The sequence below is a fragment of the Ruegeria sp. F5 genome (assembly GCF_056533845.1).
Genome location: NZ_JBQFOU010000011.1, coordinates 1 through 13,664, shown reverse-complemented (window position 1 = coordinate 13,664; position 13,664 = coordinate 1). Strand labels below are relative to the sequence as shown.

Annotated in this window: 17 protein-coding genes; 16 read left to right on the top strand and 1 reads right to left on the bottom strand. The window is 62.4% G+C overall.

Annotated elements, in window-relative coordinates; all coding sequences use genetic code 11:
• The first annotated feature begins 46 nt into the window (after positions 1–46).
• Positions 47–391: a hypothetical protein gene (locus tag ACR0K1_RS16605; protein ID WP_480615278.1), complete on the top strand. Its 345-nt coding sequence runs from the start codon at positions 47–49 to the stop codon at positions 389–391.
• 101 nt (positions 392–492) lie between these two features.
• Here the strand turns inward: ACR0K1_RS16605 and ACR0K1_RS16600 are convergent, their stop codons facing one another.
• Positions 493–708, bottom strand: a complete 216-nt coding sequence (locus ACR0K1_RS16600; RefSeq protein WP_480615276.1) for a DUF1127 domain-containing protein — start codon at positions 706–708, stop codon at positions 493–495.
• 332 nt (positions 709–1,040) lie between these two features.
• Here ACR0K1_RS16600 and ruvC point away from each other — a divergent pair, with 332 nt between their 5' ends.
• The 15 genes from ruvC to ACR0K1_RS16525 form a co-directional block, all read left to right on the top strand.
• The gene (gene ruvC / locus ACR0K1_RS16595) at positions 1,041–1,538 is read left to right on the top strand and encodes a crossover junction endodeoxyribonuclease RuvC (RefSeq protein WP_480615273.1); all 498 of its coding nucleotides are present in this window, start codon (positions 1,041–1,043) and stop codon (positions 1,536–1,538) included.
• Positions 1,535–2,209: a Holliday junction branch migration protein RuvA gene (gene ruvA / locus ACR0K1_RS16590; protein ID WP_480615271.1), complete on the top strand. Its 675-nt coding sequence runs from the start codon at positions 1,535–1,537 to the stop codon at positions 2,207–2,209. The genes ruvC and ruvA overlap by 4 nt, the downstream gene beginning before the upstream one ends.
• Before the next feature lie 4 nt (positions 2,210–2,213).
• The gene (gene ruvB, locus ACR0K1_RS16585; protein ID WP_480615269.1) at positions 2,214–3,233 is read left to right on the top strand and encodes a Holliday junction branch migration DNA helicase RuvB; all 1,020 of its coding nucleotides are present in this window, start codon (positions 2,214–2,216) and stop codon (positions 3,231–3,233) included.
• A 63-nt stretch (positions 3,234–3,296) separates the two neighbouring features.
• Positions 3,297–3,920 (top strand): hypothetical protein, encoded by a 624-nt coding sequence (locus tag ACR0K1_RS16580; RefSeq protein WP_480615267.1) that lies wholly within the window; start codon positions 3,297–3,299, stop codon positions 3,918–3,920.
• Entirely contained in the window at positions 3,917–4,300 is a 384-nt protein-coding gene (gene ybgC, locus ACR0K1_RS16575; RefSeq protein WP_480615265.1) for a tol-pal system-associated acyl-CoA thioesterase, read from the top strand. Before ACR0K1_RS16580 ends, ybgC begins: the two co-directional genes overlap by 4 nt.
• A gap of 109 nt (positions 4,301–4,409) precedes the next feature.
• Entirely contained in the window at positions 4,410–5,105 is a 696-nt protein-coding gene (gene tolQ / locus ACR0K1_RS16570; protein WP_480615263.1) for a protein TolQ, read from the top strand.
• A gap of 2 nt (positions 5,106–5,107) precedes the next feature.
• On the top strand, positions 5,108–5,578 hold the full coding sequence (gene tolR, locus ACR0K1_RS16565; protein WP_480615261.1) for a protein TolR: 471 nt from the start codon (positions 5,108–5,110) through the stop codon (positions 5,576–5,578).
• 15 nt (positions 5,579–5,593) lie between these two features.
• Positions 5,594–6,691 carry an energy transducer TonB gene (locus ACR0K1_RS16560; RefSeq protein ID WP_480851317.1) on the top strand — a complete coding sequence of 366 codons (1,098 nt, stop codon included), beginning with the start codon at positions 5,594–5,596 and terminating at the stop codon, positions 6,689–6,691.
• Positions 6,688–8,007, top strand: a complete 1,320-nt coding sequence (tolB, locus tag ACR0K1_RS16555; RefSeq protein ID WP_480615257.1) for a Tol-Pal system beta propeller repeat protein TolB — start codon at positions 6,688–6,690, stop codon at positions 8,005–8,007. Before ACR0K1_RS16560 ends, tolB begins: the two co-directional genes overlap by 4 nt.
• An 84-nt stretch (positions 8,008–8,091) precedes the next feature.
• A complete protein-coding gene (pal, locus tag ACR0K1_RS16550) occupies positions 8,092–8,598 on the top strand; it encodes a peptidoglycan-associated lipoprotein Pal (RefSeq protein ID WP_480615255.1) in 507 nt (168 codons plus the stop codon).
• A 4-nt stretch (positions 8,599–8,602) separates the two neighbouring features.
• Positions 8,603–9,427, top strand: a complete 825-nt coding sequence (gene ybgF / locus ACR0K1_RS16545) for a tol-pal system protein YbgF (protein WP_480615253.1) — start codon at positions 8,603–8,605, stop codon at positions 9,425–9,427.
• Positions 9,418–10,677 carry a tRNA lysidine(34) synthetase TilS gene (tilS, locus tag ACR0K1_RS16540; RefSeq protein ID WP_480851315.1) on the top strand — a complete coding sequence of 420 codons (1,260 nt, stop codon included), beginning with the start codon at positions 9,418–9,420 and terminating at the stop codon, positions 10,675–10,677. The genes ybgF and tilS overlap by 10 nt, the downstream gene beginning before the upstream one ends.
• Positions 10,678–10,753: 76 nt before the next feature.
• Positions 10,754–12,670, top strand: a complete 1,917-nt coding sequence (ftsH, locus tag ACR0K1_RS16535) for an ATP-dependent zinc metalloprotease FtsH (RefSeq protein WP_480615249.1) — start codon at positions 10,754–10,756, stop codon at positions 12,668–12,670.
• Positions 12,671–12,763: 93 nt separating this feature from the next.
• A complete protein-coding gene (locus ACR0K1_RS16530; RefSeq protein WP_480851314.1) occupies positions 12,764–13,339 on the top strand; it encodes an MOSC domain-containing protein in 576 nt (191 codons plus the stop codon).
• 186 nt (positions 13,340–13,525) lie between these two features.
• On the top strand, positions 13,526–13,664 hold a 139-nt coding region (locus ACR0K1_RS16525), incomplete at its 3' end, for a formate--tetrahydrofolate ligase (protein WP_480851352.1).

The window sequence follows — 13,664 nt, the reverse complement described above, 5'->3', positions numbered from 1 at the left end:
AGCCTCTTTTGACTAAGTCGAGGGGGGCGGTTTGTTGGAGGCTGCCATGACTGGAAAGCAACTGGAGTTTAATCAGCGCGTTCATCGCCTGAACAAAAAGCATCAGAAACTAAGCCACGGCTATCGCGCGACCATGCGCAAGGATGGGCTGGTGGTGATGAAGCCACAGCGTGTGCGCTCGGGCGTTCCGGGCAGGGTGCTGCTTTTCAGCCTTTTGGGATTTTTCGCCTTCAAGACCTTCCTGCTGTCCAGCCTTGGTCCAACAGGATATGAATACAGGGTCGACGCCCTGAAAGAAGGCACCTCGGTCGAACAGGCGGGGGCATGGGTCATGCAGATCGACCCGCTGTCACAGTTTCTCTCGGTCCAGTTGAACAAAGTCCTGTACTGAGTTCTTGCTGATCCAAACGAAAAACACCGCGTGCCATCCGGGCGCGCGGTGTTTTCTGTTTCGCCCCTCAGGGAGGAAGGGGCAAAGTTAGGTAATACGTCTTACCGACGGCCTTCGGCGAGGGTGTCGATGTCGCCACGGCACAGGCCGATATCGCCCAGTTCGCGGTCGCTCAGACCGCCCAGCGCGTTGCGGGTGACGCGGGCGTCGTTCCATTCCACAATGGCGGCCACGGCCGATGCGAAATATGCGCCGATACGGCCAACGAGGCCGAACGAGCCAGTGGTAGCAAAGCGGTTGGTGTCCAGTGCAGCCATATCCTGTTTCCTTCTGGTTTGTGTTCACGTTCAATCTTGCGATCTTTCCGGCATCTAGTGCTGTCATTTTTCCTGCGCAAGATCAGTTTTTGCATGTGTCCTATGCATTTTTTGCAACGCTTCACGAACCTGTAATCCCCTTAAATAATTGGTGAATTCGCGCTCATGAACAGGTCGAATTCAGACCATTCCAGGTCGCAATCCGGCCTTTCTGTCGCGGCCGGAACAGGCCTGTCGTTTTCCGCCTTTCGGTCAATTCGCTTGGAAAATGTTCACGCTTCGTGCTAGGCGTTGGAAAAAGAGCACATAACCCGAGCAGGCCGAGGCAAAACATGCGAATTCTGGGCATTGATCCGGGGCTGAGAACCCTGGGATGGGGCGTCATCGAATCGAATGGCAGCCGCCTGAGCCATATCGCCAATGGTCTGTGCAAGTCGGATGGCGATGATCTGGGCGAACGGCTGTTGTCGCTGCACAATCAGATCGTCGAAGTGATTGCCGACCATCAGCCGGATCAGGCGGCGATCGAGCAGACCTTTGTGAACAAGGACGGGGCGGGAACGCTGAAACTGGGTCAGGCGCGGGGCGTCGCCTTGTTGACGCTGGCGCAAGCCGGGCTGCCGGTGGGTGAGTATGCGCCCAACCGGGTCAAGAAAACGGTCGTGGGCGTGGGCCATGCCGAGAAAGAGCAGGTTCTGCACATGGTCAAGCTGCAACTGCCGGGATGCCGGCCCAAGGGCGCGGACGCGGCGGATGCGCTGGCGATTGCGATCTGTCATTCCTACTACGGGACCGCCCCGCAGGCGCGGATGAAAGAGGTGCGCGCATGATCGGCAAACTCACCGGACGGCTGGACTATCGCGCCGCGGATCACGTGCTGATCGATGTGCGCGGGGTCGGCTACATCGTCTATTGCTCGGACCGGACCATGGCGGCCCTGCCGGGGGTGGGTGAGGGTGTCTCGATCTACACCGACATGGTGGTGCGCGAGGACCTGATGCAGCTTTACGGCTTTCTGTCGCTGGTCGAGAAGGAGTGGCACCGTCTGCTCTGCTCGGTTCAGGGGGTGGGGGCCAAGGTATCGCTGGCGATCCTGTCCGCGCTGGGTCCGGATGGGGTCAGCCGTGCGATTGCGCTGGGGGATTGGGCGGCGGTCAAAGCGGCCAAGGGCGTCGGCCCCAAGACGGCGCAGCGGATCGTGCTGGACCTGAAAGACAAGGCCCCCGGCGTGATGGCGATGGGCGGCACCGTGACCGAAGCGACGGACGGACCGGCGCTGGAGGTTGTCGAGGCCGCGCCCGCACCTGCGCCGAGGCGCATGGCCCAACCGGCCTCGGGCACTGCGGCGGCTTCGGCTGGTGCTTTGTCGGCGCTGGGCAATCTGGGATATGGCCCGTCCGAGGCAGCCTCGGCCGTGGCCGAGGCGGCAGCGAGCCTGCCGGATGCGGGCGAGGCGGAGTTGATCCGGGCGGCGCTCAAGCTGCTGGCGCCGAAAGGGTAGATAAATGGTAGACGCTGACCCCACCCTGCGCCCCGAGCCCATGCCCGAAGACAATGACCGCGCCCTGCGCCCGCAGGGGTTGGACGAATTCATCGGTCAGGCCGAGGCGCGGGCCAATCTGCGCATCTTCATCCAGTCTGCCCGCCAGCGGGGAGAGGCGATGGACCATACGCTGTTCCACGGCCCTCCGGGGTTGGGGAAGACGACGCTGGCGCAGATCATGGCGCGCGAGTTGGGGGTGAACTTCCGCATGACCTCGGGGCCGGTGCTGGCCAAAGCGGGTGATCTGGCGGCGATCCTGACCAATCTGGAATCGCGCGATGTGCTGTTCATTGACGAAATCCATCGCCTGAACCCTGCGGTCGAAGAGGTGCTGTATCCGGCGATGGAGGATTTCGAACTGGATCTGGTGATCGGCGAAGGCCCGGCGGCGCGCACGGTGCGGATCGAGTTGCAGCCCTTTACGCTGGTCGGGGCGACGACCCGGATGGGGTTGCTGACCACGCCTTTGCGCGATCGGTTTGGCATTCCGACCCGGTTGCAGTTCTACATGGTCGATGAACTGCACGAGATCGTCACCCGCAATGCGCGGAAACTTGGCGCGCCCGCTGACACCGAGGGCGCGCGCGAGATCGCACGGCGGTCGCGCGGCACACCCCGGATCGCAGGGCGTTTGCTGCGGCGGGTGGTGGATTTTGCCATTGTCGAAGGCGACGGGCGGATCACCCGCGATCTGGCGGACGGGGCTTTGACCCGGCTGGGCGTGGACAATCTGGGGCTGGACGGGGCGGACCGGCGGTATCTGAAGCTGATCGCCGAGAATTATGCTGGTGGACCTGTGGGGATCGAGACGCTTTCGGCAGCCTTGTCGGAAAGCCGGGATTCGCTGGAAGAAGTGATTGAGCCCTATCTGTTGCAGCAGGGTCTGATCCAGCGCACGCCACGGGGGCGGATGCTGGCGCAGAAGGCGTGGGTGCATCTGGGGATGGCCGCGCCCAAAGGGCAGAGCGATCTGTTTGGTTGATACCGCGCGCTTTAGATTTTAAGCCTTCGGCGAGAGTATTTTTGAAAAGATGAAGGGGCGGGCGTGACTCCGGACCAGATCGAGGCGCTGTTTACCCGCGAAAGCGGTGAGTTTCTGTTTGCGCGCTGGGGGCGGCCCATCGCGCCGATTGTGTTTGGCGTCGAAGACGAGACGCTGGCCACGGTCAAAGGCGCGTTTGAGGCGGTGGTGACGCTGGCCGGTCACAAGATGGCCGAGACCGACCCGGAACTGGGCGCCAACTGCATGGTCTTCTTCTTTCGCGACTGGCAGGAACTGCTTGAGGTGCCCGATCTGGATCGGCTGATCCCCGATCTGGCCCCGCTGGTCGAACGGCTTGTGGCGGCGGATGCCAATCAGTATCGCATCTTCCGGTTCGAAGAAGACGGCGCGATCCGCGCAGCCTTTGTATTCCTTTGCATGGACGGGGAGTTGTCCAAGGTTCCGGCGGAAACCCTTGCGCTCAGTCAGGTGGTGCAGACCATCCTGCTGTGGTCTGATGCTGCCTTTCGCAGCAAATCTCCGCTGGCGATTGCGGGTGAGGCGACGATCCTGCGCCCCGAGATTGCGGCGTTGATCCGGGCCGCCTATGATCCGGTGTTGCCTGACGCGGCGCGTGACCCGTCCCATGCGTTGCGCATGTTTGCCCGGCTGGAGTTGCCGCAATGAAGCATAGCTTTCCGGTCCGTGTGTATTACGAGGATACCGACATGGGCGGTGTCGTCTATCACGCGAATTATCTGCGCTATATCGAACGGGCGCGGTCGGACTGGGTGCGGAAACTGGGCAATGATCAGAATGCGATGCGGGACGAGGGCATCGTTTGGGTCGTGCGGCGGCTCGAGGCCGATTACCTGTCGCCTGCGAAGTTTGACGACGAGTTGATAGTCGACACCAAAGTGGTCGATGTCTCGGGCGTGCGCCTGACGATGGCGCAGCTTGTCCGGCGCGGCGAGACCGAGATTTTCCGCGCCACCGTCACCGCCGTCTGCATCAACAGCGCAGGCAAGCCAATCCGGCTTCCGGCAGAGATTCGCGCATTGATGTAACAATTTGCGGGGCCGGGGTGGTTCTGTTGGCTTTTCGCCCCCAACTGCGTTAGCGTTTGGCAAAACAAGGCCAAACGAATGGCTGTCAGGCAAAACAAAGAGCAGGTTCATGGAAGCTGAAACGCTGGTTCTGGCGCAGGAGATCGATTTCTCTCTGTGGGGGCTGTACGCCCGTGCGACATTTATCGTCAAACTGGTAATGCTGATGCTGGTCGCTGCATCCTTTTGGTCCTGGGCGATTATCATTCAGAAACTCATCAACTACCGGGCCGCGCGGCGCGAGGCGCAGGTGTTTGATGAAAGCTTCTGGTCAGGCAACCCTTTGGACGAGTTGTTCGAGCAGATCGGAACCCGGCCCGATGGCAGTTCCGAGAAGATTTTTGCCGCCGGGATGATCGAATGGCGCAGGTCCCATCGCAATGATGGGGGGCTGATCGCGGGGGCAACTGCGCGGATCGACCGGTCGATGGATGTGGCCATCGCGAAGGAATCCGAGACTTTGCAAAAGGGGCTGCCGGTTTTGGCAACCGTTGGCTCGACCGCCCCGTTCATTGGGCTGTTCGGCACCGTCTGGGGCATCATGAACGCCTTTATCGAGATTGCCGAGCAGCAAAACACCAACCTCGCCGTTGTCGCTCCGGGTATTGCCGAGGCGCTGCTGGCCACCGGTCTGGGTCTGCTGGCGGCGATCCCGGCGGTGATCTTCTACAACAAGCTCAGCGCGGATAGCGACCGTATCGTTGGCGGGTATGAGGCGTTTGCCGATGAGTTCGCCACCATCCTGTCGCGCCAGTTGGACAGCTGACGATGGGCGCGGCGGTTCAGCAACCCTCGGCCGGGAAAGGGCGCAGGCGCGGGCGGCGGCGTGGCCGCGCGCAGCCGATGTCCGAGATCAACGTGACGCCGTTTGTGGACGTGATGCTGGTGCTGCTGATCATCTTCATGGTGGCCGCGCCGTTGCTGACGGTAGGCGTGCCGGTGGACCTGCCGAAGACGGCAGCCAGTGCGCTGCCGGGGGATAGCGAAGAACCGCTGACAGTGACTCTGACAGCCGATGGCCGGGTGCAAATCCAGACCACCGATGTTCTGCGCGAAGAATTGATTGGCAAGCTGCGCGCCATCGCGGCCGAGCGCAGCAGTGATCGTGTGTTCCTGCGTGCGGATGGGGCCATCCCCTACGCGCAGGTCATGCAGGTCATGGGTGCGCTGAATGCGGGCGGGTTTTCCAATGTGGGTCTTGTGACGGATACCGGCGGGCCAACGCTGGATGATGGGTAAAGGTGAGGTGGCGCGGTGGATACCGGCACCAGGATTTCGGCGATTGCGCATGTCGGCCTGATTGGCTGGGCGCTGTTTGGCGGCGCGTTCCGGTCCGAACCGCTGCCGATGGCCGTGCAGGATGTGTCCGTGATCTCGGCTGAGCAATTCGCCGCGATGACCGCGCAGCGCGATGCGCCCGAGGTGCCGGTGACGCCATCGGCTTTGCCACAGCCGCCGGAACCGGAAGCCGAAGCCGGTGCGCCTGAGCAATCGCAGGAGGTCGAGCCGCAGCCCGAGCCCGTGACCCCGCCCGAGCCAGAGCCTGAAACCGTGCCGGAAACGGTTGAGGCCCCGCCTGAACCGGAGTTGCCTGAGGAACCTCCGGTTCTGACCGAACCAGAGCCCGAGATTGCCGCGCTGCCGGTCCCGCCCGGACCCGAGGCGCAGCCAAGCCCCTCGGACCGGGTCGCACCCGAGCCGGTTGCGCCCCCGCCGCCCGAGGCCAAGCCGGATGAGGTGGAAACGCCGCCGGTTTCACTGGACGAAGGGGCGGAGACCCAGCAGGAACAGCAGGATCAAACCGCGCGGGAAGAGGCTCAGCCAGAGATTGTGACCGAGGCTGAGGAAACCGAGGAGCAATCGCCGCTGACCTCGCCCCGTCCCCGCGTTCGGCCAAACCGGCCGACCCCGCCGCCCGAACCCGTGGTGGCTGAAGCGCCCGAGCCAGAGGCCACACCGCAAGCCGACGAGGCCGCCATCAACGATGCGCTGGCCGAGGCGTTGGGCGACAGCAGCGCGCCCTCGGGCCCGCCGCTGACCAGCGGGGAAAAGGACGCGATGCGTCTGGCGGTTTCGCAGTGCTGGAACGTAGGGTCGCTGTCCACGGATGCGCTGAACGTTGTGGTGGTTGTCGGGTTTTCCCTAACACCCGACGGTAAGGTCGTTGGGGGCAGCCTGCGTATGATCGACAGCTCTGGTGGTTCTGCCGGTGCCGCAAAACAAGCCTATGAGGCCGCCCGCCGCGCAATCCTGCGCTGTGGCGCGAAAGGATACGATCTGCCTGCTGACAAATATGCGCAGTGGCAGGATATTGAGATTACATTCAATCCCGAGAGGATGCGGATCAAATGATGAAACTTCTGACCGGCCTCTTTGTTGGCCTGACCCTGATGGCGGCTCCGGTATACGCGCAAAGCGGGCCGCTGCGATTGGAACTGGACCAGGGGATCATCGAACCCTTGCCATTCGCGGTGCCAGATTTCGTGCCCGACGGTCCGGCGGCAACGCAATATGCCACGGATATTTCGCGTGTGGTGGCGTCAGACCTGACCGGGACGGGGCTGTTCCGCGAAATCTCCTCGGATGCGTTCATCAGCCGGGTCAGCAGTTTCGACGCGCCGGTGCAGTTTGCCGACTGGAAGGCCATCAATGCCGAGGCTTTGGTGACGGGGGCCGTCAACGTCTCGGGCAACCGGCTTACGGTGCGGTTCCGGGTGTGGGATGTGTTCTCGGGTCAGGAACTGGGCAATGGTCTGCAATTTGCAGGCACGACCGAGGGCTGGCGGCGCATGGCGCATAAGGTGGCGGATCAGGTCTACAGCAGGGTGACGGGTGAGGGTGGCTATTTCGACAGCCGCGTTGCCTTTGTCTCGGAAAGCGGGCCGAAGGATCAGCGGCTCAAGCGGCTGGCGATCATGGATTATGACGGCGCGAATGTGCAGTACCTGACTGACAGCGCCGCCATCGTGCTTGCGCCGCGCTTTTCGCCCGCCGGCGACCGGCTGCTGTATACCAGCTACGAATCCGGCAGCCCGCGCATCTATGTGCTGGACATTGACCGCGTAAAACCGCAGGTGCTGAACACCCCTGGCGGTACGATGAGCTTCTCGCCCCGCTTCTCGCCGGATGGCCGGTCGATTGTCTATTCGCTGATCCAGGGCGGCAACACCGACCTTTGGAAGATGGATCTGGCCTCGGGGCAAAGCACGCGGCTGACAAACACGCCCGCGATTGAAACCGCACCCAGCTATTCGCCCGATGGCAGCCAGATCGTGTTCGAAAGCGACCGGTCCGGTACGCCGCAACTGTATATCATGCCCTCAACCGGGGGTGAGGCGACCCGGATCAGCTTTGGGCAGGGCCGCTATGGCACGCCGGTCTGGTCGCCGCGGGGCGATCTGGTTGCGTTCACCAAGCAGAACAAGGGCCGGTTCCATATCGGCGTAATGCGCACCGATGGCAGCGAAGAACGCCTGTTGACCTCGTCCTTCCTGGACGAAGGCCCGACATGGTCACCGAACGGGCGTGTCATCATGTTCACCCGCGAAACGCAGGGCGCAAGCGGTCGGGCGACGCTCTATTCGGTGGATATCTCGGGCCGGAACCTGCGGCCTGTGCGCACGCCAGATGGCGGCAGCGATCCGTCCTGGGGGCCGCTGCAGAATTGATCGCCGCCTAGGCGCGGCAAAGTTCACAAGAAACCGCCTCTGTGGTAGACAGGCGGCAATAAAACAAAACACGAGGCACTTGAGATGAACGTATTGGGCAAAATTCTTGCAGTGGGCGCGCTGGGCGCGATGGCTGCCTGTACCAGCAACGATCCTTCGGCATTGGGCGGCGGGGGCGCAGGCGGCAGTGGCTCGATCCTGCCGGGCTCGCCCAGTGATCCGCGCTCGCCTGCGTATTTCCAGCAAACCGTTGGGGACAGGGTGTTGTTCGCGGTGGATCAGTCGACCCTGACGCCGCAGGCACAGACGGTTCTGCAGGGTCAGGCGGACTGGCTGCTGGCGAACCCGGATTATGTGGCGACCATTGAAGGTCACGCAGATGAGCAGGGGACGCGGGAATACAACCTTGGGCTTGGTGCAAAGCGGGCCAATGCGGCCAAGGAATTCCTGATCTCGCGCGGGGTTGCGGGCAACCGTCTGACCACCGTCAGCTATGGCAAGGAACGCCCGATCGAGATTTGCAGCACCGAGGAATGTTATTCCAAGAACCGCCGTGCGGTGACGGTGCTGACCGGTTCAACCTTGGGGTAAGACGATGAAACTTGTTGGATGGGTTCTGGCAGCGGTGGTCGCGACCGCTGGCGTGGCAAAGGCGCAGGATCAGCAGACTCTGGCGGATATCCGGCAGGAACTGACGGTGCTGCATGTGGAAATCCAGCGCCTGAAGCGCGAGTTTTCGACCACCGGCTCTCCCGCGCCTGACCTGTCCGGCAGTTCGATACTGGAGCGGGTTGATGCGATTGAAGCCGAATTGCAACGGCTGACCAGCCAGACCGAGCAGTTGAACCAGCGGGTGCAGAACATCGTCACCGATGGGACCAATCGGATTGGTGATCTGGAATTCCGTCTGGTTGAACTGGAAGGCGGCGATTTGTCGTCGCTGGGCGAAACCTCCACTCTGGGTGGTGACGGACAGACGGCGACCGCCGTTCTTCCGAACCCAACCGAACCGGCAACTGCGGATCAGGGTGAGTTGGCCGTAGGCGAACGCGCCGATTTCGACACCGCCTCTCAGGCTTTGGCGGATGGCGATTTCCAGAACGCCGCGGCTTTGTTCGCGCAGTTCGACACGTCCTATCCCGGCAGCCCGCTTGCGCCCGAGGCGCATCTGAAACGCGGGCAGGCGCTGGAAGGGCTGGGCGACACTCGCGAGGCCGCGCGCGCATTCCTTGCCAGTTTCACCGGCGATTCCGAAGGCGCTTTTGCGCCCGAAGCCCTGTTTGAGCTTGGGGCTGCGCTGGGCCGGTTGGGGCAGACGGATCAGGCCTGCATCACCTTGGGCGAGGTCGGTGTGCGCTTCCCCGCTTCGGCCACCGTATCTCAGGCCAGTCAGGAAATGACGTCGCTGGGATGTACTTGAGCGAGCAGGCCGCCAGCTTACGATCCGAACTGCGCGCGCGGCTGCCCAACCGGCTGCCGAAACGTCTGGGCGTTGCGGTCTCGGGCGGAGGCGATTCCGTCGCATTGATGCACCTGCTGCACGAGATTGCGCAAAGCGAAGAGGTAAAGATTTTCGCAGCCTCCGTCGATCACGGTCTGCGCGCCGCCTCCGTGCAGGAAGCCGAAACCGTCGCCGCACAGGCCGCGCGTCTGGGCATTCCGCATGAAACCCTACGCTGGCAGGGGTGGGACGGGGCCGGAAACCTGCAGGATCAGGCGCGGCAGGCGCGGTATGCGTTGCTGACGGACTGGGCGCGCGACAACGGGATCAGCGCGATTGCACTGGGCCATACCGCCGATGATCAGGCCGAAACGGTTCTGATGCGGCTGGGCCGCGCTGCGGGCGTGACAGGGCTGTCGGCCATGCCGCCCTCGCATCACCGGGGCGGGATCGCGATGCTGCGCCCGATGCTGGGCATCACACGCCGGCAATTGCGGGATTACCTAGCCGAAATCGGGGTCAGTTGGGTCGAGGACCCCTCGAATCACGACAGCCGGTTTGACCGTATCAAGGCGCGGCAGGCGTTGGACGGATTGAAACCGCTGGGAATTTCAGCGGAAACCCTGTCTCGGGTTGCTGAAAATTTAGCACAAGCCCGTGAGGCTTTGGCCATCTTTACGCAGGAATCCGCCCGCAATGTGGCCTTGGTCGATGCCGGGGACGTGTTGTTGGACCGCGCCGGGTTTGCGGCCCTGCCTGCCGAGATTCGCCGCCGGTTTATGCTGGGCTGCATCGGGTGGATCGCAGGTCCGGGATACCCGCCCCGGCAGACTGCCGTCGATCAGGCGATACACGCGCTGGAGAGCGGGCAGGCGGGGGCCATTGGGGGCTGCCTTTTGGTTCCGCAGGCGGAAAAAACGCGGATTTGCAGGGAGTTCAAGGCCGTCGACGGGGTTAGGGCCGCCATCGGTCAGCGGTGGGACGGACGGTGGGTGCTGACCGGCCCGGAAACCGTGGGGGCCGAGGTCCGCGCGCTTGGCGAAAAGGGGCTGCCGATGCTGCCGGATTGGCGCGCAACAGGGCGGCCGCGCCTTGCGCTGCAATCCACCCCGGCGCTTTGGCAGGGGGACACGCTGCTGTCGGCACCATTGGCCGGGTTTGCAAACGGATGGCGTGCCGATCCGGCGCCTGAGTGGCCCGAGTTCCACGCTTCGTTTTTATCGCATTGAACCTGCCACAATCATCTCTATTTTAAGTAGCAACCCGGCAGGTCCCCATCTGCCGAAATCTTTTGGGAGATTTTCCTTGGGCAACGCTCGTAACATCGCCTTCTGGGTCGTTCTGTTTCTGCTGATCCTTGCACTGTTCAATCTGTTCAGCGGACCGGGCGGAACGCTTCAGAGCAATGAAAGAACCTATTCCGACTTTGTCAGCGCCGTGCAGGGCGGTGAGGTCAAGAATGTGACCCTCGATGGTGAGCAGATTCGCTACACCACCCAAGGCGGCGGCACCTATGTCACCATCAAGCCGGGCGATGCCGAGGTCACGAAACTGCTGATCGACGAAAACATCCCCGTACGGGCTGAGAAACAGCAGCAGTCGGGTTTTCAGTCGTTCCTGATCACGCTCTTGCCCTTCCTGCTGCTGATCGGTGTCTGGGTCTATTTCATGAACCGGATGCAGGGCGGCGGCAAAGGCGGGGCGATGGGCTTTGGCAAGTCCAAGGCCAAGATGCTGACCGAAAAACATGGCCGCGTGACCTTTGACGACGTTGCGGGCATCGACGAGGCCAAGGAAGAGCTGGAAGAGATCGTGGAATTCCTGCGCAACCCGCAGAAATTTTCGCGGCTCGGCGGCAAGATTCCGAAGGGCGCGCTGCTGGTTGGCCCTCCGGGTACCGGTAAGACGTTGCTGGCGCGCGCGATTGCGGGTGAGGCGGGTGTGCCGTTCTTCACCATTTCGGGCTCGGATTTCGTTGAGATGTTCGTGGGTGTCGGTGCATCCCGTGTGCGCGACATGTTCGAACAGGCCAAGAAGAACGCGCCCTGTATCGTGTTCATTGACGAGATTGACGCTGTGGGCCGTCATCGTGGTGCCGGTTACGGCGGCGGGAACGATGAGCGCGAACAGACCCTCAACCAGTTGCTGGTCGAGATGGACGGGTTCGAGGCCAATGAAGGCGTGATCATTCTGGCCGCCACCAACCGTAAGGACGTGCTGGACCCCGCGCTGCTGCGTCCGGGCCGTTTCGACCGGAACGTGACCGTTGGCAACCCAGACATCAAAGGGCGCGAGAAAATCCTTGGCGTGCACGCGCGCAAGACGCCCTTGGGCCCCGACGTCGATTTGCGCATCATCGCGCGCGGGACGCCGGGTTTCTCGGGTGCCGATCTGGCGAACCTCGTGAACGAGGCTGCGCTGATGGCCGCCCGCGTGGGCCGTCGCTTTGTCACCATGGAAGACTTTGAGAACGCGAAAGACAAGGTGATGATGGGGGCCGAGCGCCGCTCGATGGTGCTGACCCAGGACCAGAAGGAAAAGACCGCCTATCACGAGGCTGGCCATGCCGTTGTCGGCATGACGCTGCCGCTGTGCGATCCGGTCTACAAGGCCACGATCATCCCGCGCGGCGGTGCGTTGGGCATGGTGGTCAGCCTGCCCGAGATGGATCAGTTGAACTATCACCGCGACGAGTGTGAACAGAAACTGGCAATGACCATGGCCGGTAAAGCCGCCGAGGTTATCAAATACGGTGAGGATCATGTCTCGAACGGCCCCGCCGGTGACATCATGCAGGCCAGCCAGTTGTCGCGCGCGATGGTGATGCGGTGGGGCATGTCGGACAAGGTCGGCAATATCGACTATGCCGAGGCGCATGAAGGCTATTCCGGTAACACCGCCGGCTTCTCGGTCTCGGCCCATACCAAGGAACTGATCGAGGAAGAGGTCAAGCGCCTGATCCAGCAGGGATATGAACGTGCGCACCAGATCCTGACCGAGAAAAACGAGGAATGGGAACGTCTGGCGCAGGGGCTGCTGGAATACGAAACCCTGACCGGTGACGAGATCAAGCGCGTCATGAATGGCGAATCGCCGACCGAGGGTGATGACGAAGGCGACAGCCCCGATGAGGGCAGCGCGCCCAGCGTCACCGCCATTCCCAAGACCAAGGTCAAGAAATCCCCGCCCGAAGGCGGGATGGAGCCGGAACCGACGGCTTAAGCGAACCAGACCCGGGCACTGTCCCGGGTCTTTTCTTTTCGTCCTGTCTGAATTCTAGTGGCCGCCTGAAACGGTCAGAGAAAAGGGACAATCATGCCGGTCTTGCGCGAAACGGAATTTACGGGCGAAGTCGTGTGGCTGGGCCATGTCCCTGCGGGCAAGTCCATCCGGGCCGAGGCGGTCGATGGCTTGTCGCTGGATTTCTCGGGTAACCAGGGCGAGCGGCATGAAGGCGTCAATCGGGCGTCCTGCGTGCGGATGCAGAACATCTACCCGCAGGGCACCGAAATCCGCAATGTGCGGCAATTGTCGGTGCTGTCCGAGGAAGAGATGCAGGCGACAGCGGCTGAGATGGGTCTGGAAAGCCTCGACCCGTCCTATCTGGGGGTCAGCATCCTGTTGCGCGGCATCCCCGATTTCACCCATATCCCGCCCTCCTCGCGCCTGCAGGGGCCGGATGGGGTGACAATCACGGTGGATATGGAAAACCGCCCCTGCGTGATCCCCGGCCGCGAGGTCGAGGCTGAACTGCCCGGCCACGGTGCCGCCTTCAAACCGGCGGCAAAGGGGCGGCGCGGTGTGACCGCATGGGTCGAGCGGCCCGGAGAATTGAAGCTGGGCGATCAAATGAAGCTGTTCGTTCCCGATCAGCGCGCCTGGGCACCTTAAGATACAGGTTTTCCGATGGGAAACGATCATTGCCACGCGATGCCAACCTGTAATTGACGCCACGCCGTTTCGCGGCATGAATATGTCGGAATCCATATCCATTGCGTTTGTACACAACGGTATGGATTGCACAGCGCTGACGCTCTGCGTCGGTTTCGCACGGCATTCAATCAGGGACCCTGCCCAATGAGCTACAAATCCGACATCGAAATCGCCCGCGAGGCGAACAAGAAACCGATCCAGGAAATCGGTGCCAAGCTGGGCATCTCCAGCGACGATCTGCTGCCTTACGGCCACGACAAGGCGAAGGTCAGCCAGGACTTCA

Coding starts and splice junctions, on each gene's coding strand:
- ACR0K1_RS16605 (WP_480615278.1), top strand. CDS start 47: ATGACTGGAAAGCAACTGGAGTTTAATCAGCGCGTTCATCGCCTGAAC.
- ACR0K1_RS16600 (WP_480615276.1), bottom strand. CDS start 708: ATGGCTGCACTGGACACCAACCGCTTTGCTACCACTGGCTCGTTCGGC.
- ruvC (WP_480615273.1), top strand. CDS start 1,041: ATGCGAATTCTGGGCATTGATCCGGGGCTGAGAACCCTGGGATGGGGC.
- ruvA (WP_480615271.1), top strand. CDS start 1,535: ATGATCGGCAAACTCACCGGACGGCTGGACTATCGCGCCGCGGATCAC.
- ruvB (WP_480615269.1), top strand. CDS start 2,214: ATGGTAGACGCTGACCCCACCCTGCGCCCCGAGCCCATGCCCGAAGAC.
- ybgC (WP_480615265.1), top strand. CDS start 3,917: ATGAAGCATAGCTTTCCGGTCCGTGTGTATTACGAGGATACCGACATG.
- tolQ (WP_480615263.1), top strand. CDS start 4,410: ATGGAAGCTGAAACGCTGGTTCTGGCGCAGGAGATCGATTTCTCTCTG.
- tolR (WP_480615261.1), top strand. CDS start 5,108: ATGGGCGCGGCGGTTCAGCAACCCTCGGCCGGGAAAGGGCGCAGGCGC.
- tolB (WP_480615257.1), top strand. CDS start 6,688: ATGATGAAACTTCTGACCGGCCTCTTTGTTGGCCTGACCCTGATGGCG.
- pal (WP_480615255.1), top strand. CDS start 8,092: ATGAACGTATTGGGCAAAATTCTTGCAGTGGGCGCGCTGGGCGCGATG.
- ybgF (WP_480615253.1), top strand. CDS start 8,603: ATGAAACTTGTTGGATGGGTTCTGGCAGCGGTGGTCGCGACCGCTGGC.
- tilS (WP_480851315.1), top strand. CDS start 9,418: ATGTACTTGAGCGAGCAGGCCGCCAGCTTACGATCCGAACTGCGCGCG.
- ACR0K1_RS16530 (WP_480851314.1), top strand. CDS start 12,764: ATGCCGGTCTTGCGCGAAACGGAATTTACGGGCGAAGTCGTGTGGCTG.